Below are 24,211 nucleotides of genomic sequence, written 5' to 3'. Positions count from 1 at the left end.
TCAGTTCTTGGCAGAACCGGGTTCGGCCGTCTTGCGGTGCTGCCTGGCGAGCATGCCGGCCGGCGTGATATTGGCCGCCGTCGACATCAGCTTGTTCTTCCAGCCCGAAACAACGTCGCCTTCGCCATCCATCATCGCATCGTAACCGATCTTTGCCACGACAGCCGGATCGTCCTTCCTGGACTGACCGACCTGGGTGTCCAGGAGGTCGGCGCGTTCCAAGAACTCGGTGTCCGTCGCACCGGGCATCAGGCAGGTTACCGTGATGCCGGTATCCTTCAGTTCCTCACGTAACGCGAAGGAGAAGGAATTGATGAAGGCTTTGGTGCCGTTATAGACAGCCTGGAAGGTTCCCGGCACGAAGCCGGCGATCGAACCGGTGAAGAGAATGCGGCCCTGGCCGCGCGCTCGCATGCGGTTGCCGATGTCATGAACCAGCGCGATCGTGCCGCTGATATTGGTATCGACGACGCGCTGTGCTTCGCGAATGTCTTCGTCGGGAAAACCGTTGCCCAGGCCGTTGCCCGCATTGGCCATCAGCAGGTCGACCGGCCGTCCGAGCGCGGTAATACCCGCCACGAAATGCCGCACGCCATCCGGCGTGGCGAGATCCGCCTGCATCGCCTCGACCTTGCCGCCGAACTCCCTGAGCTTCACGGCCGCGTCCTGGATCTGCGGCTCATCGGCGGCAACGACGAGATCGTAACCATCCTGTGCCGCGCATTTCGCCAGTTCGTAACCGATGCCGGTCGATGCGCCGGTGACGACGGCAAGGCCCCTGCCTGTTTCCACAGGATTCATGTTTCTCTCCTTTTCAGGGTTTCATGACGACTTTGATGCAGCCGTCCTTCTTGTCGCGGAAGGTCTTGTAGAGCTCCGGCCCCTCTTCCAGCGCGGCGCGATGGGTAATGACGAAGGACGGATCGATTTCTCCGTTCTGAATGCGCTCCATGAGGATCGGCAGGTAATGCTGCACCGGCGTCTGTGCTATCTTGAAGGTAGGGCAGCGGATCCCATGGGTATCTTGTCGAGAAAACTGCCATAGATGCCGACGATCGACACGGTGGCCTGCTGCCGGTTTCATGGACACGAGGTTAAGCTAATCCCACCTTGGTTTCAAAGTCGTTGGGGCTGAGATAGCCCAGTGTCGAGTGTCGGCGCTTCGGATTGTAGAAGCGCTCGATGTAGTCGAACACATCCGCTCTGGCGTCGTTCCTCTTGCGATACACCTTCCGTGCTGTTCTCTCCGTTTTCAACGATGAGAAGAAGCTCTCCATTGCGGCGTTGTCCCAGACATTTCCAGAGCGGCTCATGGAGCAGGTGATGCCGTGGTAGCCCATGAGGCGCTGGAGCTGCTCGCTCGTGTATTGGCTTGCCTGATCGGAATGATGCAGGAGCGCATCTGGTTTTCCTCGACGCCAGATCGCCATAATCAGCGCATCTGTGACGAGTTGGGCCGTCATGTTGGCATTCATTGACCAGCCGACGACACGGCGTGAGAATAGGTCAATGACGGCAGCGACATACAACCAGCCTTCTGCGGTCCAGATATAGGTGAAGTCGGCCACCCATTTCCGGTTCGGTCGCTCTGCCATGAACTGACGGTCCAGCACATTCGGCATGATGACGGCACGGTCACCGGCATCCTTTGGCAAGCCACGCCGTCTGGGCCTGGCCCTGAGCGCATTCAAGCGCTCAATACGATGGAGGCCACAGGACAACCCTTCTTCCAACACGTCGTGCCAGACCCGTCGGGCACCATAAGTGCGGTCGCTGGATTTGAAGCTCTGCGTGATCTTCTCCAGCAGAACCTCATCATAGCAGGCGTGTTCGCTGGGAGAACGATTGAGCCAGGCATGGAAACCTGAACGAGAAACCCCCAGCGCTTCGCAGAGCCATGCCACCGGCCAGATCGAACGGTGCCTTGCAATGAACGCGAACTTCATATCGCGTCCCTGGCAAAGTAGGCTGCGGCCTTTTTTAGGATATCGCGCTCCGCCTTCAGCTTGGCAACTTCACGACGGAGCCGCTCGATCTCAAGCTGCTCCGGCTTCATCTGGCCTTTTCCGGGAAAGGACTGGCTGGGATCGTCGCCATATTCCCGAACCCATTTGCGCAACACATTCTCGTGCACATCAAGGTCACGGGCCGCCTGGGCAACAGTGACCCCACGTTCCCTGACCAACTTCACCGCTTCAAGCTTATACTCGCGGCTGAATATTCGTCTTTGCATTCATGCTCTCCGGTTTCAGGAGGAACACCTTAACTCGATGTCCATGAAACCGGCAGCAGGCCAACCGGACTTTATCCTACGGACGTTCTGCTGGCTCAACACCAGTTGTTGAAGGGAATATCGCGGGCTGCACTGAGGGTGATTTTTCGATGGCCTGTGCCATGTCGGTTTCTCCATGACGGACCGGCCGGAGCCTCTCTCCAACCCTCTCAATCCGTCAGTGCGCCAAGCACAGCCCTCTAACTCTAAACCGAAAGGAGGAAACCGAATGGGCTAAAGCCACCAACTACCCTGAGAGGGGCGCAGCCCCTCTCCCGCCCACGCGGTGCAGTGTGCGGCGACAGCAAGTGGGTGAGGTTAGGCGAGTGCTTCCGGGCAGCCGTAAATTAGCAGAACCCTTTAAAGCCGGACGTGAGGGAACTTCCGGTCCCGAGATCGGTCCAGCCAGTGGGTCCGCCATGGAGAGGGAAACTGAACCGACGGATGAAGCCTCGTCAGAGAGGTCCTTACCAACTTCCTGCGACCTGGCATGATGCTCCTTGCGTAGATTCTCCACCGGGCACACCTTTGCCGACAGGTCCTAGTTGCACGAAGTCTCGGTTTATACCACTGTGTAGCCGTGACGGAGGGTACAGTGATGGATCAGAAGAAGCCGAACCCGATTGATGTACATGTTGGATCAAGGATCCGATTGAGACGGGCCATGCTGAAGATGTCCCAGGAGAAACTGGCCGACGGGCTTGGGATTACCTTCCAGCAAGTGCAGAAATACGAAAAGGGGACCAATCGGGTTGGCGCCAGTCGTCTTCAGATGATTGCAACTATACTGAACGCGCCTGTCGGCTATTTCTTTGCCGATGCGCCAACCCCGTCATCGGCGACCGATAGCAAGATTGTCGTGCACGAGGAAGATGCGGTGACCTCCTTTCTGGCAACCCGTGAGGGGGTGGAACTCAATCTGGCATTCCAGAGGGTAGCAAATGCGAAGCTGCGCCAAAACATCGTTCAACTGGTCAAATCCTTGGGGGCCCCGTCAGGTCTGGAACGCGATCACGCGGATCCGGGCGCAACGCGTTAACGGATCATTCCGATGCTCCGGCTTGTGACATTCGGGGGCCTTTGGCTTGCTGACGAGGAACGAGGGACAGTACCACTGCCACAGAAGACACTGTTCGGCCTCGCCTATATGTTGGCCAGCGGTGAATTTGAGCTGCCGCGAGATTATCTGGCGCGGCTGCTTTGGGCAGGCGATCAAGACGCAGCCAAAATCAACTTTCGAAAGATGACCGAGCGCGTGCGCAAATGCGCCATGGACGGCTGGCCCGCTCCACTCGATTTCACGGCTTCGACCGTACAGCGATCCGCCGAGCCCGTTGAGGCGGATTTCTCCGTCTTCTCCAGCGATCTTGAAGCGCTGCCGCGATTGAACGCAATGTCGAAATTGATGACGCGGCAGTTTATGGACGAAGCCAATTTACCCGTCGGCCTGAAACCATGGGTCGAGAAACAACGGTCGGTCCAGTGGCAACGTTTTCGCGCAGGGCTCTTCGAGGCACAAGCCGCCGCAGCAAGTCGGTCGGAATGGACCGATGTCAAGGATAGCGCAAAACAACTCCTCGAACGCGATCCGGGCGATTCCGCCGTGCGCGAGGTGCTGCTTGGGGCGCATCGTCATGAAGACCAAATCGGATCCTCAAGATCATCGATCGGTCGAACCGAGTTCACGTTGCCCGTGAGGGCTGCAATCGTCCCCCCGATGCCCATGGAACTCCCCCGGCTGGTATTGCTTCCTCCCCAGGAAGCAGAGCAGAACGCCGCTTATCCAGCTCGCGCACTGATGGAAGACATCACGATAAGTCTCTGTTCCTTGAGGACGGTGGCGGTCGTTGCTCCGTATACGGCAGTCCGCATCCGGCAGGATGCGGACAAGATGGCTCAGCTGGAGAGACATTCCATCTCCTACGTCCTCGACACGAACATCAGTAGCGAAGGCCTCTTCGTACAGATGATCTTCCTTCCCTCGGACAGCGTTTTGTGGGCGGAGCGTTTCCGCCTCAACGCCAGCTCACTTGCTTCACACCGCAGACAAGTGGCACAGATGATCGTGATGGCTATTAGCGGCCACCTCCAGCGCACTGAAATAGCGCTTGCTGATTACCGTGCTCATCCGGACGTCTATAGATCCTATCTCACAAGCGCCCAGCATCTCAACAAGTTCACGCTCCCTGACGTGCGCCGGGCCAGAAACGCCTTTCGAGAAACGCTGAGAATGCGCGGGGATTTCGCGCCGGCGTTGGCGGGTTTGTCCCGTACCTACTCATGGGAATGGGTCTTGACGGCGCGGGGAGAAACCGAGCTGCTGGTTCAGGCGGAAGAAACGGCAAGAAAAGCTGTGGCCCTGGAGCCGGAACTGGCATCGGCTCACCGGGAGCTTGGGCTATCGAGGCTTTACCGCGGTGACGTCGATGCAAGCCTGGAGGCATTCGATCGAGCCGAGGGATTGAGCCCGCACCTTGCCGACGCAATATGCGGATATGCCGACGCTTTGGTTCATGCATCGAAACCTGCCGATGGATTGGTGAAGATCAGCAAGGCTATCCGCCTAAATCCGATATGTCCCGACGATTATTTTTGGATTGCGGCTGGCGCCAGCTATTTCCTGGGTGAGTTCCGACAGGCTATCAGCTACATAGACCAGATGGGGGACTCCTCGTCGGCCCGGAGATTGCTAGCGGCGAGTTATGCAATGGCTGGCGATACCGCGAAGGCACGCGTCCATCGCCGCAGGGCTCAGGAGCTCAACCCGCAATTCGATCTCGACAAATGGCTCTCCGTGCTTCCGGTGAAAGAACAATGGCAGAAGGAACTCTACCGCGAGGGCCTGATGAAAGCCGGTTTTTAGATTTTTTCGTGCCAACAACCTGAGGGGTAAATATGGCAAGAGTTGTGATAATCGGGCTGCCCGGAGACGATCAGCTTTATCTGGCGGACATCGACGCAGGAACGGTCCTGCCGATGCAGCCGCCAGTTTCCGGACCGCTGGCTGCGGCAAACGATCTTAGAAATGCAGGGGGAACAATTGTCAAAGACGTCAACCTGGCGGTTGCAGTCTCCTCCTCCGAACAGGCTTTCTCTGGTGTCTTCGATGGCTAAGCTGTCGACGGCGTAAGCGATGGACCGCATCTGCTTACCCGAGGAGACCTATGAGCGGGTGCGTCCTTTTCTGAAGACGCTTGGAATAACCCGTATCGGCCGCCAGACCGGACTCGATCATATCAGCATTCCGGTCTGGTGCGCCTATGCTCCAAACGCCAAATCGATCGTGGTTGCTCAAGGCAAAGGACTTACCGATGCCGATGCGAGAACATCCGCGGTCATGGAGGCCATAGAGCGGGCGGTCGCTTGCGACCCGTTCCTGTCGATCAGGAATGTCTCCGCGTCAGCTCTTTCGGATGCCGACGAGCGTGTCGATTTGCTTGTGCCGCTTCTTGGCCGGAACCAGTCCCCTCCCCGAGCAACCGACATTATGGCATTTGCGGCGGGAGAAGACCTCTTCAGTTTTGACCGCGTCTATGTTCCGGCCGAAGCCGTTTCACTCGATCGGACCCTGTCGAACTGCCGATACTGGCAATCTTCGGATGGTCTTGCATCGGGCAACACATATGACGAGGCAATTTTCCACGGTCTTCTCGAGCGCGTCGAACGCGACGCTCATGTCTTGTGGCAGGTTCTTCCTCAATCCAGTCAGCACTCCAGGTGTCTGGAACCCGACGCATTCAGCGATGAGGACGTTAGGTCCCTCATCGTGAAGATCGAGGATGCGGGCATCCTGCTGCGTATGTTCGACATGACAAGCGATATCGGCGTACCGTGTATCGGCGCCTTCCTTGCGGCGAATGCCGCGCTCGCGTCCCGCGCGCCGCGATATGTCGACGTGACGTTCGGCTGCGGTGCTCATCCATCCCCCGAACGCGCTGCCATACGCGCGCTGACGGAAGCCGCGCAGTCCCGGGTCACTTATATTAGCGGCGCACGCGATGACGTATTCCATGAGACCTATCGGCGACCGCTGCCCGAGCGGTTGCTAAAGTTGTTTTCTGCGGATCCTTCATGCGGCGCGCCTTTGCCCGGTCCAGGCGACCTCGCAGGAATCCTGGGGAACTTGAAGCGGTCGGGTATCACGCAGGCAATCGCCGTCCGATTGAGCGAGCCGACATCACCTTTTGCGGTCGTCAAGATATTGGTGCCCGGACTGGAAAGCCCCGAGGGAGAGCGACGGCACAGATTTGGCGGCAGGGCGATGGCAGCATCGTTTACCTCATGAAAGTACTTTTTGTCGGTCCAAGCCTGCCGGAGGCAGGACGTTTCGTCTCCGACGATATGAGTGTGAGGCCGCCGGCGATGCAGGGAGACGTGCGGCTGGCAGTCGACCAGGGCGCGCGGGCCATCGGATTGATCGACGGCGCCTTCGAATATGTCGCCCCCGTCTGGCACAAGGAAATTCTCTACGGTCTCTCGAAAGGCGTGGCGGTCTTTGGAGCGGCGAGCATGGGTGCCTTGCGAGCGGCAGAGTGTCACGCCTTCGGCATGATCGGCATTGGGGAAATCTTTGCGGCCTATGCGAGCGAAACCCGTATCGACGATGCGGATGTCGCTCTTCTGCATGGACCGAAAGAGCTTGGATATGTCGCTATCACCATTCCGATGGTCAACGTCGACGCAACGATCGCCGGCTGTTGCACGCGCGGTCTGATCTCCGCCCGGGAAGCGCGGCATCTCACGGAAAGCGCGCGATCTTTGTTCTTCAAGGCCCGTAGCTGGAACGCGGTCGTGGCAAACTGCTTGGAGATTGCGAGTGGGCGCGCCAACGAATTGCTGCGAATTCTTCGCCACAACTATGTGGACCAAAAAAGAGCGGACGCCATGGCCCTGATCGATGCCCTGCGTCACGCCGACGCCTATTCTCCCCCCACCCACTTTGAATTTAACCGAACATCTCTCTGGCGCGACGACTAGCGTCATCAGCCATGCGTTGTGTCACGCCGATGTCACGCCCGACGCCCTCAAAGAGTTTTAGATTGCCCGCACAGGTTGGGGGTTGGTGCATGGCATGCTCGGATTTGCAAATTGATATGGAAGCAGAACTCGTCGCTCTGGCGAGGTTGGTGATCTACGCGAGAGAGATCGCAAAGGGTCTCAAATCGATCGAGGTCGAGGCTGGACTTTCCGTGACGCTTGAAGCGATCACCAAGGAGCTTACTGGTGATCTGGATGTTACGGCGGCCAAGCACTCACGCAAAACACCAAGTCAAACCTATCAATAGGCGGGAACCGCGATCGGATAGTGAGCGACGGTTGATGTCGCTGAACGGTGCAGTGGGGGCGGCACGAAGGGCTCGACGGGCGGTATGGAAGCACGTCGAGCCCTCGCCGCAGTGGGGGTAACCGCTGGGGGCGGCCCTGCGGCAGTGGAACCTCCATACAGCTGTCGCTGTCGTCCAGTTCAATCAGGAAATGTAGCGTATCTTCGGCAAATTTCCACCGCAACCGGCGAGTTACCGGGACAACTTTTGCAGGTGCATCATCTTATCGCCGCGCCGGCAATCAACTCCGGCAGAATGCCTTCAAAATTAAATGGATTTTGGACAAATCGGATAAGACTGGCATGAAAGCGAGACTGTCAAAAACTGCTTCTGCTGAAGAAAGTATATCGGTCTTCGGAGTTCCAACCGCCCGCAATAACACGTCGGCCATGAGCCTGCGCGGTCCACGGCCGTGGGTTCAACTTGACCGCAGAACGGTTGCTGTTTCTCTAGCTCTTCTGAGCGCGCTTTGGATATTGGGGGCGGCGATCCTTGTCTATCTACTGACATAGAGCGTCGGTTGGTCCGAACCTCCTGGATATCCAGCTTGATCCCGGATCTCCACCCGTTGTTCCACCTTGTCTATCTGGCATAGAGGCGGTCGAGACGCACGACCTTGCCCAGTACGGTCAGCGCGATCACGGTAAACAGGATCAACACCGCTGAGATTGCATGCGCGGTCGGCTCGAGGCTGAAGGTTGATTCCGCGTAGATCCTGACCGGCAGAGTCGTCAGCCGGGCGGTGGTGAGGAAGCTCGTCACAGTCACCTCGCCGAAGCTCAGCAGGAAGCCGACGATGCCGGCCGCGAACAGCCCTGGCGCCAGTCCCGGCATGATGATCAGGAAGAAGCGTCGCACCGGGCTTGCCCCAAGGCTCGCCGCCGCCTCTTCCTGCGCCCGATCGAGCCCCATGACCGAGGTGGTCAGAAGCGTGATCGCAAACGGCAGGATGACGATCACGTGGATCGCCACGAGACCGAGGAAAGGCGGGATGATCAGGTAGATCTGCAGCAACCGCAGCATACCGACGCCGATCGCCACATGCGGCAGCGACATCGGTAAAAGCCAGAAGGTCAGCAGCGCGGACCGGCCCTTGAAGGGATAGCGGGCGAGCGCGAATGCTGCAGGCAGCGAAAGCGCCAGCGCCACCAGCATGGAGGTGACGGCAAGCCGCACCGACACCCAGAAGGCATCCGCATAGGTTCCGGCAAAGAACACCGCCTCGTACCATTTCAGCGTGAAGCCGCGGAAGCCGGAAGCGGTCGCCTGCGGCACGTCGTTGAAACTCTGGACGCAGACGAGCACCAGCGGAAGCAGCAGGAGCAGCAGCGAGGTGGCGAGCAGCAGCTTCGACACGATCGGCCCGAGGATGTCGATGATCGGCACCAGCCAGCGCGGAATGCTCCACGGATTGCTGGGCTTGCCCTTCAGCCACGGCATCAGCCGGTTGAGCGCGTAGGCGCAGAGCGCCGCAAAGGCGAGACCGGTGACGGTCATGATGATCGCAAGTGCGGCAGCAAGCGGCGCATTGAGGTTCTTGATCGCCTCCTGCAGCACCAGCATGCCGGTGGTCCAGACCTTCTTGCCGCCGAGCAGCGAGGCGGACACATAGGCCGTGGTCGCCATCAGGAAAACGATGACAGTGCCGGAACGCAGTCCCGGTAGCGAAAGCGGCAGATCGACGGTGAGGAACCGGACCGCCGGAGATGCGCCAAGGCTCTGGGCCGCTTCATGCACCCGCGGCGAGGTATTCTGCAGGTTGTCGTAGAGCGCCAGCACCATGAACGGCAGGAAGACCTGCGCCAGTGCAACCGCGACCGCACCATGGGTGAACAGCATGAACCGGGCCGGAGGAATGCCGATGAGGCCGGTGACGGAATTGATCAGCCCTTCGGGTGCCAGCAGCAGGATGATGCCGAGCGAGCGCACCACGACATTGGTGAGCAGCGGAATGAGGATGACCGCAAACGCGGCTGCGCGGTATTTCACCGGCATCCGCGCCAGCCAGTGGGCGAGCGGATAACCGAGAAGCGCGGTGATGACGGTGACGCCGAGGCCGAGCAGGATGGTTTCGGAGACGACGCCGAAATAGAAGCCGTCCGAGACGATATCCCGGAACTGCGCGATCGACGGCGTTATGAACAGCGGGCCGAAAGGATCGGGATACTCGTGCAGGGAGAGCACGAGTACCACGAACATTGGCGCCGCGAAGGATAAAAGCAGCCAAAGGGTGACCGGCGCTGCAAGCGCTGGCCCGATCCAACGGTTCATCCGGCGATCTCCCGATCGTATTTCGCCTGCCATTTAGCGCGGCTGGCATTGATCACGTCCCAATCGAAATCGACGAGTTTGGCGACATTGGCATCGCCGAGCACGAGCTTCGACTTGATGTCATCCGGTACGGTGATGTTGCTGACGGTCGGCGAGTAGTAGATCTGGCGTGCGTAGGCGAGCATGCAGGGCTCGGAGAGATGCAGGTTGATCCACTCTTCGGCGAGCTTCTGGTTCTTGGTGCCTTCGGTGATGCAGGCGACGTTCATCGAAAGCGCCTGTCCCTCGACCGGGGTGGCGATCGCAATATTGGGATTGCGCGTTTCGACATAGGACTGGGTGAAGCTGCCGAACTCGACGGAAAGATCGGCGAGCTTCTGGTCGAACATTTCGAAAAGCTGCGCCTGGCTGCCCTGGATCGCCGCGAACGGCTTCAGTTCCTTGACCTTTTCGAAGGCGATGTCGGCGTTCTTCTCGTCGCCGCCCCAGACCCGGGCGGCCATCATCAGCGCGGAAATGCCTTCGGCACCCAGACCATCCGGCCAGGCGATGCGGCCCTTCCATTCCGGGTTCCACATGTCTTTCCAGGACGTGATCGGCTTCGACGCCTTGGTCTTGTCGTAGACGATCGTGCAGGGGTTGAAGGCAACTCCGTAACCGCCCTTGCGAGCGCTCGGATAGAGCGCTTCGAAGTTCTTGACGGCAGGCGTCGGCGCCTGGGTCACGCCGTCCTTCACCGCCTGACGGCTTTCGAAGATGTTCAGGTAGAGAACGTCGAAGCTCGGACGGCCGCGTTCCGCATAGGCGCGGGCGCGACGGTCACCGGTGCCGCCGAGAACGTAGCTGATCTTGCAGCCGTATTTCTCGACCAGCGGCTTCTCGACATATTCCTTGACGATCTTTTCCTGCGCGCCGCCCCAGATGCCGACGACCAGTTCGTCGCCTTTTTTCGGCTCCTGCGCGGAGGCGGGACGGATGATGTGGAACGGTGCGGCAAGGCCGGCACCGGCAATCAGCTTGTTGAATGTACGACGCGAGACGTTCATGTCTTGGTTCCCCTTTTTCGGTCAGATGAATGTGGCGCCACCCGGCTGGGTCTGGATGCTGCACGGCGTCCCAAGGGGCGGAGGCGGCATATCCGAAGGCACGATCAGGCGGATCGTGCCGCATGCGGATTGGATATCGGCTTCGTAGGTGTCGCCGAGGAAGGCTGCATTGACGAGCGTGCCTGAGACATGCAGCGGGCCTGTCTCACCGGACAGTCTCAGGCGAGATGCGCGCAGCACGAGACGGGTGGCACCGGCAGGCGCCCCTTCGCATGTCAGCCCCGGCGCGGTGAACAGGCCGTTCTCGGTCTTGCCCTCGATCACCGTGCGGGCACCGAGGAAGGAGGCGGTAAATGGCGAATGCGGCCGGTCACAGAGCGCAACCGGCGTGCCGATTTCGGCCAGCAGGCCCTTGTTCATCACCGCGACGCGGTCCGACATCGCAAGCGCTTCCTGCTGGTCATGGGTGACGAAGACGGTGGTGATGCCAAGCCGCTGCTGCAGCGTGCGGATTTCGGTGCGCATGTCGGCGCGAAGATGGGCATCGAGGTTGGAAAGCGGCTCGTCGAGGAGGAGCACGTCCGGTTCGATCACCAGCGCGCGGGCAAGCGCCACGCGCTGCTGCTGGCCACCGGAAAGCTGGCCGGGATACCGATCGTAATAGGCGCCGAGCCCGACAGTATCGAGTGCGGCGGCGGCGCGGGCGCGGCAATCGGCTTTGCCGACATGGCGCATGCGCAGGCCGAAACCGACATTGTCGAGCGCCGTCAGATGCGGAAACAGCGCGTAGGACTGGAAGACGACGCCGATATTGCGGGTGTGGACCGGGCGCTTGCTGATGTCCTCGCCGTTGAGGATGACGCGCCCTTCCGATGGCTGCACGAAACCGGCGATCATCCGGAGCGTCGTCGTCTTGCCGCAGCCGGACGGCCCGAGCAGCGACAGAAGCTCGCCCTTGGCGACCTCGATCGTGAGGCCGCTGACGGCGACGGAATCGCCGTAGATGGCCGTGATGTTGTCGAGCGTCAGGTAGTGCTTATGCGACATGGTCGAGAGCCTCGGGCATGATCAGGCGGGAGCGGGTCGTCCCGCCATGGCAGATGGAAATGGTGATCGGTCGCCGCGCCATCTCCGGCACCGACGCGAATGGTCTATCGCCCGGATGGATTTCGAAGACCGGCGCGCCGGCGCCCTGCAGGGAAAGCCGCAAGGCGCAACCTTCGGAAACGGTGACGCAGATAGGGCGCAGACTGATGCGCGCCGAAACCCTGCCGCCGCCTGCGAAGCGGGCATAACCGGTGCTCAGCACCCTCGCCTCCCCGGACGACCCTACGAGCGATAACGTCGCGCAGAGGTCGAAACCTTCGGACTGTGTCTCGACCTCGATCTCGGCCGAGGCCTCGCCAATATAAGACGTCGCCGCCTTGAATGGCGCGCTGGTATAGACGGCAATATCGGCACGGTTGTCGTGGCCGCTGCGATCGACAAAACCCGAGGGCGTGCCGAGATGACCGCCGACGAGCGGTGTCGGACGGGTGGGATCGTGAACGAACGTGTCGCGGGCTTGCGTGCCGCTCTCCATCGACAGGCTACCGTCGCTGACCATGGCCGCACCAAGGCCTGAGGATGAGAGGAAAAACTCGGCTTCGGAGCTGACGGGGCGATCTGCGAAATCGCACCAGGCCCGACGCCCCATGTCGAACAACCTTACCGGCTGGGGTCTCTCGCCGAGCCCCTTGAGATAGAAATCGAAGAAGGCAAGCTGCGCGCGGTCGATCGAGAGTTCCGCCTCCGGCCCTATGTCGGTAGCGCCGCCTGCACGGTTCCAGGGCGCATGTGCCCAGGGGCCGATCACCAGATGGGTGCTGCCCGAATGCTTGGCCCTGAACGCGGCATCCGCAGCCCAGGTGCCCTGAAGCAGGAAGTCCGCCCATCCACCGGTATGGAGAACCGGAATATCGAGTGGATCGTCAGCCAGCAGCACGCCGGGCGACACCGCATCCCAATAGTCCTTCTCGTCCGCCACCCATTTGGCGAGGTGCGATATGTCGGGCCGCGAAACGAGCAGGTCGCGGAGGGCCGCATCGTCCGTGACCGCGCCAATCGCCCCATAGGTTCTGGCATCCTCGCGACGCGCCGCGGTCAGCCGCGCCATCTGTGCTGCCCAGCCGGCATTGAGCCCGAGTCGGAAGGCATTGCCCTCATAGGCCCAGTCGTCACGGGGCATCCACGAACCCATGGCAGGCGCAATCGCATCCGGCCGCACCCTCCCCTTGCCGGCAATGGCGAAATATTGTGTCACGGCCTGATAACTGAAGCCGTAGAGACCGAGCTTGCCGCTGCTTCCGGGCAATTTAGCCGCCCATTCCAGCGTGCGCGCGCCGTCGGCCATCTCGCTGACGAAAGCCTCGAAAACACCACCGGAATCGCCGCAACCGCGCACGTCCTGGATGACGACGATATAGCCGCGCGAGGCATACCACGAGGGGTGCGCCAGCACGAGGGTGGAGGCGATGGCCCTCCCGTAGGGCTGCCGCATCAGGAGGACCGGAAATGTGCCCCCGCCGATCGGACGATAGATGTCGGACACCAGCACGACGCCGTCATCGAGCAGAAGCTCGCCCCTTTCGGGGCCGGAAACGCCGTATGGTGCGGGTGACATCGTCAAGTCATCGGCCCTTGTACATGGTTTTGGAAGTGATCCGGTCGAGCGGGAAATCCAGCACTTCCTTGATCAGCTTCAGGAGATTGGTGGCGCTGCGCTCGACATAAAGCCGGCCGCGCTCGGCATCGCCGGCAGCGGCATTGCCGCAGGCGCCGGAAGGCTGCACGTCCTGGGTCTGCCAGCCGTAACCGATCCGGCCTTCCGGCATCAGCAACCCGCCGACCGCCTCCAACTCGACGGAGACGGGAACAAAATCCTCGGCATACTGCATGTCGATCAGTTCGCGATGCAGATGCAGCATCACGCTGGTCTCCGCTTCGCCGCCGTGAATGCCATGCTTCATCTCGTGGGCGCTGAACAGGTCGGAGAAATCGGCGCCGGCGCTCGCCCAGGCGCTGACGGCGAACATGTCGAGCTTGATGCGCAGCTCGCGGCAGACGATGTCCATCACCTGCGGCTGGCCGCCATGCGAATTGACGAAGATGATCTTGCGGCAGCCGGCGCGATTGACGCTCTCTCCGAGTTCGAACCACATCTTGGCAAGCGTGTCGTAGTTGAAGGTGAGCGTGCCCGGATAGGCGGTATGCTCGACCGACTTGCCAACCGGCATCATCGGCAGGACCAGAACTGGCAGGTCGTCATCCATCAGTTCGACGGTGCGGGCAACGACGCCGGCATTGATCGCGGCATCGACGCGAACCGGCAGATGCGGCCCGTGCTGCTCGACGGCGGCGATCGGCAGGATCGCCACGAACTTCTCCATCTCGAATTCGGAGAAATCCCGCGCCGTATGGTCCCACCACCAATGCGATTTCAGTTTCATGGTCATATCCTCGGTTTCATTGTCAGGCTGCGGCGGCGCGTGCCGCCAGCTCCGCCTTGGCGATCTTGCCGGTGGGGGTCATGGGCAGCTCTGCGAGCGAGATCACCGTCATGACGGAGAGGTCGTAGGGAAGCGTGGCGGCGATCTGCGCCTTCGCGGCCTCACCATCGATAGGTGCGGCGGCCTGCACAAAAGCGACCGGCCGGGTCTTCATCGCCGCATCGGGCACGCCGACCACCGCCGCCTGCTCGATGCCGGCGACCGTCGACAGCGCCTCTTCCACATCGCGCGGATACCAGGTCTTGCCGCCGACCTCGATAAGCTCGGAGCGACGTCCCATCATGGTGACAAAACCGTGCCGGTCCATCGTGCCGATATCGCCGGTCCACAGCCAACCGTCGCGCAGCGTCTCGGCGGTCTTTTCGGGCTTGCCCCAGTAACCCCACATGAAGCCGCCGCGGAGTGCGATTTCGCCGACCGAGCCGCAGGGAAGTTCGCTGCCGTCGGAATTGAGAATGCGCACTTCCTTGTCCGGCAGCGGCATTCCGGCGCGGCGGGTCTCGATGTCGGCGGCATCGAGCTTCGGAAAGCCCAGCGCCACGAAACCGCCGAGCTCGGACTGGCCGTAGCTTTCGACCAGCGGCAGCTTCAGCTTCTCGTGCCAGCCAGCCTTGAGAACCGGCGGAACCGGACCGCCGCCGGACATGCTCACGCGCAGTGCCGCCGGCACTCGGCTGCGGATGGTGGCCTCGTTGAGGAGATCGGTCAGGATCGGCGGATTGGCGATGAGCATGGTGGCGCCGCGAGCTTCGAGCGCATCGAAACCGGTCTCCTGAGTCCAACGGCCCATCACGTTGATCGCCGCGCCGCGGGACAGCTGCGGCAGGAGATTGCCGACGAGCTGGTAGGAGCTCGACAGAGCGCTCGGGCCGAACGAGACGTCGTCCGCGGTGATCTGCAGCCGCTCGGCGATGCAACGGGTCGCCCGCACCGTCGGCTCGTGCTTGAGGCATGCGCCCTTCGGTTTGCCGGTCGTCCCGGACGTGTAGGAAAGATGCGCGATGGCGTCTTCATTGCCCGGATCGGCAGGTGCCTGCAGGGCAGCGGCCATCAGGTCCGGCAGGGAATGAGCGCCCGGTTGCGGCCCATCCATGCAGATCAATGCCCGGATTGTCGGCACGCCGGCGGCAGCAGTACTCACCTGTTCATGCTTGTCATGGGTATAAACAACCGCGGTCGGCTGGTGGTCGCCGAAATAATAGGCAAGTTCATCGGCGAATTTGACGTTTACGAGAGCTGAAATCGCACCGAGCCGCCAGCAGCCCAGCATGACCGTCAGRTAGTCCATGCCGTTATGGGCAAAGATCGTCACCCGATCGCCCGGCCCGACCCCAAAACTGTGCAACGCGCCGGCAGCCCTCTCCATCGCATCGACGGCCTGCGCATAGGTCAGGCTCTTGTCGCGATCGACCCAGTGGAAACAGGCATGGTCCGGATCGCGATTGGCGCCATCCACGAGAAGAGTGTGCATCAACATTTCGAAATTCTCCGGCGCTAAACCTGCCTGCTCAATTCTTTGGCAGATGTAAATCCTGCCTTCAGCATGAGCAAGTTTGCGTCGGAGGTGAATGCCGCGGTCATCGATAGCGGGTATATCCGTTTGCTTATACCTGCCGGCCTCAAGAGGCAGCCCGCAGCGGGATTGCGGATGGCGCGGGGTGGAGTGTTTGGTCGAAGCGGCGGGCGACGGTGCGGATGACATTGCGCAGCCACCGGTTGGCGCCGCTGTTGTGAGCCCGCTCGTGCCACAACAGATAGAGGTTCATCTGGTCGAACTCCCTCGGCGCCTCGACGAGCTGCAGATGATTGGCCGAGGCATTGGCGACAATATATTCCGCATAGGGCCGCGCCGTGGTGAAGATCAGATCTGTTTCAGCAAGGATTGCAGGGATCAGCGCATATTCCGGAACCGACATGGCGATGCGGCGGCGCATTCCAAGCTGCGCCAGCCGACCGTCGATCGGGCTGTAGACGGCGTTGGAGCCTGGCGTCGGCGACACATGGTCGGCATCCAGATAATCATCGAGCAGAAGGCGCCCGCGCTTCGCCAACGGGTTCGATTTCTGCACCACGCAGGCGATGTCACAATGCAGGAGTGTGCTCGATTTCAGGCTCTGCTGCGGCGCCGGCCAGTTGCCGATCACCATGTCCACCCGGCCCGATCCCAGATCTTCGATCAGGTCGCTCTGTTCCGAGGGTGCGAAAAAATCGACCGATATGCCGGGCGCTTCGCTTCGGATGCTGGTGGCGATCGGCGGAATGAGGAAGGTGCCGAAGCAGTTGACCGCGGCAATCCGCATCCGGCTGTGAACCATGCCGGGATCGAACTGGCTGCTGCGGTTCAGTGTGTCCAGAAGGCCTTCGAGCATGGCCGCGATCGAGGCCATCACCTCTTCGCCGCGCTCGGTCAGCACCAGTTTCTGGCCGCTGCGCACGAGAAGCGGATCCGAAAATATCTCCCGCGCCTTCTTGAGGCAGGCACTGACGGCCGGCTGACTGTGTCCGAGCAGCACGGCGACCTTCGAGACATTGCGCTCCCTCAGCAGCAGATAAGTGGTGCGCAGCAACCTGACGTCGATCGAAGGATTTATGTTCGCGTACACGGCCGTTTCCTCTTGCAGGCGGATCGCGGGACGCGATGCAAGCGATGTGCCACCTAAAGAACTAGTCTTGCTCCGGCGGTGGAGGGCCTATGAGCCTCTCCATGATGTGGCGCGGCAGCATCCCTGCGATTTTCAGCTGGACGTCTGCGAAGTTCCTTTCTTCCGGCGGCGACGGTGCTAGAGTTTGGGCGGCGCGATCGCAAGCTTCGGCCGGGGGATGGATGAAAAGTTTTTTTGCAAAGGCCGCGGCGGCGGTAATCGTCCTGTTTGCCCGGGCGGTCACGGCGGTTCGCGCCATATGGCCCGAGGAGGGGCTGCCTTCCCGCCCCTGCGTCTATTTTGCCAATCACTCCAGCCATGGCGACTTCGTGCTGGTCTGGGCGGTGTTGCCGCCAAGGCTCCGCCATCAGGCTCGTCCGGTTGCGGGCGCTGAATACTGGCTGAAATCGCCGCTCAACCGCTTCATCGGCAGCGACGTCTTCAATGCCGTCCTCATCGAAAGGGAGCGAGACAAGAGGACAGAGGATCCCATCGCGCAAATGGCCTCAGCGATCGACGCCGGTTCATCGCTGATCCTCTTTCCGGAAGGCACGCGAAACCAGTCCGAGGCCCCTCTTCTTCCGTTCAAGAGCGGCATTTTTCATCTGGTCACGGCACGGCCCGACATAGATCTCGTTCCGGTCTGGATCAATAATCTCAATCGCGTCATGCCGAAGGGCGAGATCGTTCCGATACCGCTGATCTGCACCGTCACCTTCGGTAGTGCCCTGCAGTTCGCTCCGGGTGAAACCAAGGACGCTTTCCTTGAACGAATGCGAAGCGCTCTTTTAGCTTTGTCTCCTAAACCTGCAGGGAGTGGTGAATGAGTGCCGCGAGTTCCGATCTCTTGACGCTGGTGGCCGGTATCTTCGGGGTGCTTATCCTCGCCTCGGCCATTGGTTACGTGCTGCAGCAGCGCCTTTCGCCGACCGGCTCGAACGCGTCGATCGAAAATCTCAATGCCCGGATCAAGGCCTGGTGGATCATGGTCGTCCTGATCGGCATTGCCTTCGTGGCGGGCCGCATCGGCGTTCTCATCCTATTCGGGTTCTGCTCCTTTGCCGCGCTTCGGGAATTTGTCACCCTCATCAACACCCGCCGGGCCGATCACTGGGCACTGGCGGCCGCCTTCTTCGTCGTGGTGCCGCTACAGTATTATCTGCTCTGGGCGGAACAATACGGCATCTTCTCGATCTTCATTCCGGTCTATGCGTTCCTGCTGATGCCGATCATATCCGTGCTCAGGGGCGATACGGAGCGCTTTCTGATCCGCATCGCCGAGGTGCAATGGGCACTGATGATCTGCGTCTTCTGCGCCTCGCATGTGCCGGCGCTGCTGACCTTGAACATCCCGGGCTACGAGGGCCGCAACGTGCTGCTGATCGCCTTCCTGGTGATCGTCGTCCAGTTGAGTGACGTGCTGCAATACGTCTGGGGCAAGCTGTTCGGGCGCACCAAGATCGCTCCGAAACTGTCGCCGTCGAAAACAGTCGAAGGTTTTGTCGGCGGCGTCATCAGCGCCACTCTGATCGGTGCGGCCCTTTGGTGGATTACGCCGTTCACTCCGGTTCAGGCGGGACTTCTCGCCTTCGTCATCACATTGATGGGTTTCTTCGGCGGCCTGGTTATGTCGGCGATCAAGCGGGATCGCGGCATCAAGGATTGGGGCAATCTCATCGAAGGTCATGGCGGTCTGATCGACAGGCTGGATTCCGTCGTCTTCTCCGCACCGATCTTCTTTCATATCGTACGCTACTGGTGGTCGTTGTGATGTCGGACGCGCTGAAGCGGCTGGCGCGCAGCGGGACGGTGCATGTACTGTTTGCGCTTCTTGCCATGGGCGGCTGGGCCGTTTTCGCCAATCGCGCTTATGAAATGCCAAGGCCGCTTTATTCGGGTCTGGTGCAGGGCGTGATGTCGGCTTGCCTGACGCTTTTCCTGAAATCGGCGATCGACGGGCTTTCGAAGCGCTTTGACGGCCTGACACGGTTTTGGGCGCCGCCGCTCATTGCCTGCCTCGGCTCGGCCGCTGTTCTCGTCGCGATCCACGCGGCGAGCGGCACGCCGGAAATCCTCAAGACCGTCGCGGTTCCGCTTCTGGTATCGACGAGCTACGCCACGATCTACAATTATTCGATCTCCGCACGAGGGGCCAAGACATGACAGAGACAGGCGACAGGCGGCCTCTGGCAAGCCGCAACACCCGCTGGGCAGGCGCGATCGCGCGGTGGATGGCGTCGAAAACCATCACTCCCAACCAGATATCCCAAGCCAGCATGGTCGCGGCAGCCCTTGCCGGCGGCGCCTTCTATCTGGCGGGACAAACGGTCGGATGGACGCGGATTGCCTGCCTGCTGCTGGCCGTCCTATGCTGCCAGGGCCGGCTGCTTTGTAATCTGTTCGACGGCATGGTCGCCGTCGAAGGCGGAAAAGGAGAGCCGGACGGCCCGTTCTGGAACGAGTTCCCGGATCGCGTCGCCGATCTTCTGATATTTGCGGGCGTTGGATACGGGATCGGCATGCCTGGTCTCGGCTGGGCCGCCGGTGCTTTTGCCGTCTTGACGGCTTATGTCCGGGAACTCGGCCGCGCCACAGGCAATCCGAGTGATTTCTCAGGCCCGATGGCCAAGCAGCACCGGATGGCAACGATCACCGCGGCCGGATTGGCATCCATCCTTGAATCCTTGTGGGGCGGGTACAACCAAATCCTGATGATGGGTCTCGGAATAATCGCGCTCGGCGCGGCCTTCACGGCAATCCGCCGCTCAAGGACGTTGATCGCGCGCCTCAAAGGTCAGCCCAGCGCCGCGCCGCTGGTCGCCAGGAAAACCGAATAGAGCGACTTGGTGGCGGTGATGAAAAGCCGGTTTTTGCGCGGGCCGCCGAACGTGACGTTTGCGACCGTCTGCGGCACTAGGATCTTGCCGAGAAGTTCGCCTTTCGGGGAGAAGCAATGCACGCCATCGCCGGCGCTCGTCCAGACGTTGCCCTGGACATCGACGCGGAAACCGTCGGGCAGGCCATTGTCGAGACTGCAGAAGATCTTGCCCTTGGCAAGACGCTTGCCGTCGACCACGTCGAAGACGCGGATGTGACGCGGCGCGCTGACATCATGGCTGGAGGCGGAGTCGGCGACGTAGAGCTTCGTTTCATCCGGTGAGAACGCAAGGCCGTTCGGCTGGCCAAAATCCGTGACGGTCGCATCGAGATCGCCGCTCACCGGATCGAGGCGGTAGACATTACGTGTATCCTGCTCCGGCTCGGCCCGGTAACCTTCATAATCGGACTTGATGCCGTAGGTCGGGTCGGTGAACCAGACGCTGCCGTCCGAGCGCACGACGACATCGTTCGGCGAGTTGAGCCGTTTGCCCTGATAACGGTCGGCAAGAACCGTGATCGAGCCGTCGATCTCGGTCCGGATGACACGCCGGCCGCCGTGCTCGCAGGAAACCAGTCGGCCCTGCCGATCACGCGTATTGCCGTTGACGAAATTCGACGGCGAACGGAAGATCGAGACGCCGCCGTCCGGCGCCCAGCGCAGCATGCGCTGGTTGGRTATGTCGCTCCAGATCAGGCAGTTCAGATCCGCAAACCAGACCGGACCTTCGGCCCAGCGGCAATCGGAATAAAGCTCCTCGAGGGCCGCGCTGCCGACGATCAGCTGCCGGAAGGCTTCGTCGTGGATCTCGTAGATGGAGGTTTTCTGCGGCATGGGAATGTGTCCGATTGGAGTTGTTCATCGGTTGGATTGACGGCCGCCGGCAACCAGGATGACGGCGATGATGATGAGGCCGGTCAGGATGAGGCGGAACCCGGCGCCGAAGCCATAGGTATTCAACATCGACACGACAAGAAACATGAAAAGCGACGCGCCCCAGATGCCGGGGATATTGGAATTGCCGCCCGCGACCGCCGTTCCGCCGATCACCACCACGGCGATCGACATCAGCAAGTATTCGGACCCCATGTTCAGTGCAGCCCCGCCGGAGAAGCTCGCGAGCAGATAACCGCAGATCGAAGCCAGCACGGCACAGAGGATGTAGGTGACGAGCCGCGTGCCGTCGACCGGAATGCCGGTCATCCGGGCGGCGAATGTGCTTTGGCCGATCGCCGAGATCCAGCGGCCGTAAATGGTCTTTTTCAGCAGAACCCAAGCGATCACCGAGAGGATCAGGGCGACGATCGCAATATTGGGGATGCCGAACAGGCTGGATGTCGTGAAGCTCGCCAGCACTTCCGGGGGCTTGATGCGCAGGCCCCGGTTCGCCCAGATGGCCGTCGACTGCACGATGAAGCTTATGGAGAGGGTCGCGATGATCGGCGGGATGCGCAGGAGTTTTATCAGCGCATAGTTGCCGATGCCGATTGCGAAACCCAGCAGGATCGACGTCAGCAGACCGACGAGGATCATGCCATCCTGCACGTCCATCAGCTTCAATGCCAGCGTGCCGGAAAGCGTCATCGTGGCGGGCACGGAAAGATCGATATTGCCGGGACCGAGGGTGATGACGAACATCTGGCCGATGCCGACGATGACCGAGAAGGCCGCGAAGGTTAAGGCTGCCTGCGACAAGCCAAGCGAGCTTGCGCCGCCGGTAAAAAGAACGGTGACGACCCAGACGATCATCGTAGCCGCGAAGGACCAGATCCAGGGCTTGGTAAAGAGGAGGCGCGCGGCGTTCATCGGCCCTTCTCCTGCTTTTCCAACCGGTTCAGGAAAAGGCGAAGCGCCAGCACGACGATCAGGATCGCGCCCTGCGCACCGATCTGCCAGTCGGGCGATATGCGCATGAAGGAGAGGAAGGAGCCGGCGAGCGTGAGGGTCAATGCCCCGATAACGGCGCCGATCGGCGAGACCTTGCCGCCGACGAACTCGCCGCCGCCGAGGATGACGCCGGCGATCGACAACAGCGTGTAGCGCAGCGCGATATTCGCATCCGCCGAGGTCGTAAGGCCGACAAGCGCGATGCCGGATAGAACGGCGAAGAAGCCGGCCAACGCATAGGTTCCGGCGCGGATGCGGATAACCGACCAGCCGGCGCGCTCGACCGAGCGGACATTGCCGCCAATGCCGCGGATCAGCACACCGACGGAGGAGCGCATGATGACGAAATGGGTGACCGCCGCGATGACGATGCTGGCGACGATCGCCATCGGCACAAAAGGAGGCCGGGAGGTCATCAGCCAGCGGGCCCAGATCGGAGCCTCGCCACCGGGAGACGGCAGCATAAGGACCGCAAGCCCGCCCCAGACGAAGCTCATACCCAGCGTCACGACGATCGAGGGCAATTCTCGAACATGGATGACAACGCCGATCACGGCATAGGCCGCAATGGCGCCAAGGAAAATCAACACGCCGATTGCCGGGGACGCCTGCAGGAACGTCGCCGTCACGCAGGCGCAGAAGCTGACGAAGGCGCCCATCGACAGGTCGAGATCGTTAACCGCCATGATCAGCATTTGCGCCACCGTCGCGAGCGCGATCGGCACGGCGAGATTGAAGAGCAGGTTGAGGCCTGTATAGCTCATGGCGCGCGGCTGCATGTAGAAGACGGCGGCGAGCAGCAGCGCCAGCGACGCGGCAGGGATGATAAGGCGGATCGTGCCGGAGGATATCTTCATGCCGCCTCGCCTGCGCTGAAGGAAGCCTCGAGCACGTTTTTCTCGGTGATCTCGTCGCCCGCGAGTTCCGCGACGATGGCGCCTTCCCGAAAAACGTAGACCCGGTCGCAGAGGCGAATTTCGTCCATTTCCGTCGAATACCATATGAAGGTGCGGCCGGTGGCAGCCTCGGAGCGCAGGATGTCATAGACTTCCTGCTTGGTGCCGACATCGACGCCGCGCATCGGATCGTCCATCAGCACGATCCTCGCGGTCGTCGCCAATGCACGGGCGAATAGCACTTTTTGCTGATTGCCGCCGGAAAGCGACAGGATGCGGTTTTCCATGTCCGGCGTACGGATCTCGATACGCTTCTTCCAGCCGTCGCCAAGCACGCCTTCGCGGTCATGGTTCACGATGCTCCGGGAGGAAATATCGCCAAGCGAGGCGATGCTGAGATTGTTCAGGATGCTCCAGAGCGGGAATATACCGTTCAGGCTGCGGTCGCCGGCAACAAAGGCGATCTCCTTCCGGCGTGCCGGCCACCAGTTGCTATTGTGCGAAAGATAGAGATCGAGGAGCGTTTCCGTCTGGCCATGTCCTGCGAGACCGGCAAGACCGATCATCTCGCCGCGATGGGCTTGAAAGGCAAGACCGTGACCCCGTCGCGGCGGCATGGCAAGCACGGGCGCGCCATCACGCTTGTCTGCCGCGCGCTGCCATTCTTGCTCGCGTACCACGTTGCCCATGGCTTCGACGAGGCTGCGGGTACTGAACTCCGATGCGGAGCGGTCGGCAACGACGCGGCCGTCCTTCATCACCACGATGCGGTCCGAGGTGGAGAGGATTTCGCCGAGGATATGCGAGATCAGCAGCACAGATCCCCCCTCCCCGACGAACTTCCGAATATAGGCCATGAGCTGCGCCGCCAGCCCTGCGTCGAGCGAAGAGGTCGGCTCGTCGAGAATGACGAGCTTCGGCTTTTCGTTCAGGCCGGCGAAGCTGATGGCGATCTCGACCATCTGTCGCTCGGCGATCGAAAGGTCGTCGATCGTGCTGTCGCAATCGATGCCATGGCCGGGGAAAATATCCCCCAATTGCTGTTTGACGAGGGCGACTGCCCTGGTGCGCCAGTTCCAGCCGGCGAGTTCCGCGTGCATCACGCGGGCGTTCTCGTTGACGGTCAGGTTGGGGCAGAGCGACAATTCCTGGAAGACGCAGCGAACGCCATTGGCTCGTGCAGTCGAGATGCCATGTTGGGCCGTGGCACCGCCATAGCTGACTTCGCCCGCATGCGGGTTCAGGCTGCCGTTGATAACGTTGACGATGGTGGACTTGCCGGCGCCGTTGTGGCCCACGAGACCAACGCATTCCCCGCCGTGGATGACGAGATCCGCTCCGTCCAACGCCTTGACGGCGCCGAAGGTCACCTTGACGCCGCGGGCCGCGGCCACCTCTCGTCTTGCTGTTACTTCATTCATGCGGAACACGTCGTCGATGATCTGGG

General features: G+C 61.1%; 23 protein-coding genes and 1 pseudogene. 10 read left to right on the top strand and 14 right to left on the bottom strand.

Annotated features, from left to right (window positions below; all coding sequences use genetic code 11):
* The 3 genes and pseudogenes from AC1D3C_RS06080 to AC1D3C_RS06070 form a co-directional block, all read right to left on the bottom strand.
* A complete protein-coding gene (locus tag AC1D3C_RS06080) occupies positions 1-801 on the bottom strand; it encodes an SDR family NAD(P)-dependent oxidoreductase (protein WP_477482234.1) in 801 nt (266 codons plus the stop codon).
* Between the two features lie 13 nt (positions 802-814).
* Positions 815-1,077, bottom strand: a pseudogene (locus AC1D3C_RS06075) (glutathione-dependent formaldehyde dehydrogenase); the annotation flags it as partial.
* 17 nt (positions 1,078-1,094) lie between these two features.
* Positions 1,095-2,233, bottom strand: a protein-coding gene (locus tag AC1D3C_RS06070; RefSeq protein ID WP_477482233.1) for an IS3 family transposase whose coding sequence is annotated in 2 segments (ribosomal slippage) — positions 1,095-1,984 and positions 1,984-2,233 — 1,140 coding nt in all. Because the reading frame shifts where the segments join, the coding sequence is not laid out codon by codon here.
* A 637-nt stretch (positions 2,234-2,870) separates the two neighbouring features.
* Here AC1D3C_RS06070 and AC1D3C_RS06065 point away from each other — a divergent pair.
* From AC1D3C_RS06065 to AC1D3C_RS06040, 6 genes are all read left to right on the top strand, one after another.
* A complete protein-coding gene (locus AC1D3C_RS06065) occupies positions 2,871-3,311 on the top strand; it encodes a helix-turn-helix domain-containing protein (RefSeq protein ID WP_477482232.1) in 441 nt (146 codons plus the stop codon).
* Positions 3,312-3,323: 12 nt separating this feature from the next.
* Complete coding sequence (locus tag AC1D3C_RS06060; RefSeq protein ID WP_477482231.1) at positions 3,324-5,135, top strand: peptide antibiotic resistance protein; 1,812 nt, start codon at positions 3,324-3,326, stop codon at positions 5,133-5,135.
* A 32-nt stretch (positions 5,136-5,167) separates the two neighbouring features.
* The gene (locus AC1D3C_RS06055) at positions 5,168-5,386 is read left to right on the top strand and encodes a hypothetical protein (protein WP_040124903.1); all 219 of its coding nucleotides are present in this window, start codon (positions 5,168-5,170) and stop codon (positions 5,384-5,386) included.
* A 19-nt stretch (positions 5,387-5,405) separates the two neighbouring features.
* A complete protein-coding gene (locus tag AC1D3C_RS06050) occupies positions 5,406-6,557 on the top strand; it encodes a YcaO-like family protein (RefSeq protein WP_477482230.1) in 1,152 nt (383 codons plus the stop codon).
* Positions 6,554-7,249, top strand: a complete 696-nt coding sequence (locus AC1D3C_RS06045; protein ID WP_477482229.1) for a TfuA-like protein — start codon at positions 6,554-6,556, stop codon at positions 7,247-7,249. Before AC1D3C_RS06050 ends, AC1D3C_RS06045 begins: the two co-directional genes overlap by 4 nt.
* 116 nt (positions 7,250-7,365) lie before the next feature.
* Positions 7,366-7,557, top strand: a complete 192-nt coding sequence (locus AC1D3C_RS06040; RefSeq protein WP_040124909.1) for a hypothetical protein — start codon at positions 7,366-7,368, stop codon at positions 7,555-7,557.
* A 621-nt stretch (positions 7,558-8,178) separates the two neighbouring features.
* On the opposite strand, the gene AC1D3C_RS06035 is transcribed toward AC1D3C_RS06040, so the two are convergent.
* The 7 genes from AC1D3C_RS06035 to AC1D3C_RS06005 form a co-directional block, all read right to left on the bottom strand.
* A complete protein-coding gene (locus AC1D3C_RS06035; protein WP_477482228.1) occupies positions 8,179-9,867 on the bottom strand; it encodes an ABC transporter permease subunit in 1,689 nt (562 codons plus the stop codon).
* Positions 9,864-10,913, bottom strand: a complete 1,050-nt coding sequence (locus AC1D3C_RS06030) for an ABC transporter substrate-binding protein (protein ID WP_040124912.1) — start codon at positions 10,911-10,913, stop codon at positions 9,864-9,866. The genes AC1D3C_RS06035 and AC1D3C_RS06030 overlap by 4 nt, the downstream gene beginning before the upstream one ends.
* Before the next feature lie 21 nt (positions 10,914-10,934).
* The gene (locus AC1D3C_RS06025) at positions 10,935-11,960 is read right to left on the bottom strand and encodes an ABC transporter ATP-binding protein (protein ID WP_477482227.1); all 1,026 of its coding nucleotides are present in this window, start codon (positions 11,958-11,960) and stop codon (positions 10,935-10,937) included.
* Entirely contained in the window at positions 11,950-13,575 is a 1,626-nt protein-coding gene (locus AC1D3C_RS06020) for a CocE/NonD family hydrolase (protein ID WP_477482226.1), read from the bottom strand. Before AC1D3C_RS06020 ends, AC1D3C_RS06025 begins: the two co-directional genes overlap by 11 nt.
* Positions 13,576-13,582: 7 nt before the next feature.
* The gene (locus AC1D3C_RS06015) at positions 13,583-14,401 is read right to left on the bottom strand and encodes a creatininase family protein (protein ID WP_477482225.1); all 819 of its coding nucleotides are present in this window, start codon (positions 14,399-14,401) and stop codon (positions 13,583-13,585) included.
* Between the two features lie 22 nt (positions 14,402-14,423).
* Positions 14,424-15,938 (bottom strand): class I adenylate-forming enzyme family protein, encoded by a 1,515-nt coding sequence (locus AC1D3C_RS06010; protein WP_477482224.1) that lies wholly within the window; start codon positions 15,936-15,938, stop codon positions 14,424-14,426.
* A gap of 142 nt (positions 15,939-16,080) precedes the next feature.
* Positions 16,081-17,064, bottom strand: coding sequence for a LysR family transcriptional regulator (locus tag AC1D3C_RS06005; RefSeq protein WP_477482223.1), 984 nt, complete (start codon positions 17,062-17,064; stop codon positions 16,081-16,083).
* Between the two features lie 221 nt (positions 17,065-17,285).
* On the opposite strand from AC1D3C_RS06005, the gene AC1D3C_RS06000 reads away from it, so the two are divergent.
* The 4 genes from AC1D3C_RS06000 to AC1D3C_RS05985 are packed head-to-tail and all read left to right on the top strand — an operon-like array spanning position 17,286 to position 19,940.
* Positions 17,286-17,930 carry a lysophospholipid acyltransferase family protein gene (locus AC1D3C_RS06000; protein ID WP_477482371.1) on the top strand — a complete coding sequence of 215 codons (645 nt, stop codon included), beginning with the start codon at positions 17,286-17,288 and terminating at the stop codon, positions 17,928-17,930.
* A complete protein-coding gene (locus AC1D3C_RS05995; RefSeq protein ID WP_247033379.1) occupies positions 17,927-18,874 on the top strand; it encodes a phosphatidate cytidylyltransferase in 948 nt (315 codons plus the stop codon). Before AC1D3C_RS06000 ends, AC1D3C_RS05995 begins: the two co-directional genes overlap by 4 nt.
* Positions 18,874-19,266, top strand: a complete 393-nt coding sequence (locus tag AC1D3C_RS05990) for a hypothetical protein (protein ID WP_477482222.1) — start codon at positions 18,874-18,876, stop codon at positions 19,264-19,266. The genes AC1D3C_RS05995 and AC1D3C_RS05990 overlap by 1 nt, the downstream gene beginning before the upstream one ends.
* Complete coding sequence (locus AC1D3C_RS05985) at positions 19,263-19,940, top strand: CDP-alcohol phosphatidyltransferase family protein (RefSeq protein ID WP_477482221.1); 678 nt, start codon at positions 19,263-19,265, stop codon at positions 19,938-19,940. Before AC1D3C_RS05990 ends, AC1D3C_RS05985 begins: the two co-directional genes overlap by 4 nt.
* On the opposite strand, the gene AC1D3C_RS05980 is transcribed toward AC1D3C_RS05985, so the two are convergent.
* From AC1D3C_RS05980 to AC1D3C_RS05965, 4 genes are read right to left on the bottom strand one after another with little or no spacing between them, the layout of a single operon-like run.
* Positions 19,898-20,815 carry an SMP-30/gluconolactonase/LRE family protein gene (locus tag AC1D3C_RS05980; RefSeq protein WP_477482220.1) on the bottom strand — a complete coding sequence of 306 codons (918 nt, stop codon included), beginning with the start codon at positions 20,813-20,815 and terminating at the stop codon, positions 19,898-19,900. The genes AC1D3C_RS05985 and AC1D3C_RS05980 overlap by 43 nt on opposite strands.
* A gap of 24 nt (positions 20,816-20,839) precedes the next feature.
* Positions 20,840-21,787, bottom strand: coding sequence for an ABC transporter permease (locus AC1D3C_RS05975; RefSeq protein WP_477482219.1), 948 nt, complete (start codon positions 21,785-21,787; stop codon positions 20,840-20,842).
* A complete protein-coding gene (locus tag AC1D3C_RS05970) occupies positions 21,784-22,725 on the bottom strand; it encodes an ABC transporter permease (RefSeq protein WP_477482218.1) in 942 nt (313 codons plus the stop codon). The genes AC1D3C_RS05975 and AC1D3C_RS05970 overlap by 4 nt, the downstream gene beginning before the upstream one ends.
* Positions 22,722-24,185 (bottom strand): sugar ABC transporter ATP-binding protein, encoded by a 1,464-nt coding sequence (locus AC1D3C_RS05965; RefSeq protein WP_477482217.1) that lies wholly within the window; start codon positions 24,183-24,185, stop codon positions 22,722-22,724. Before AC1D3C_RS05965 ends, AC1D3C_RS05970 begins: the two co-directional genes overlap by 4 nt.
* Positions 24,186-24,211: the final 26 nt, after the last annotated feature.

It is taken from the genome of Neorhizobium sp. P1_A6 (assembly GCF_056406795.1).
This window is presented reverse-complemented; position numbering and strand designations above follow the sequence as displayed.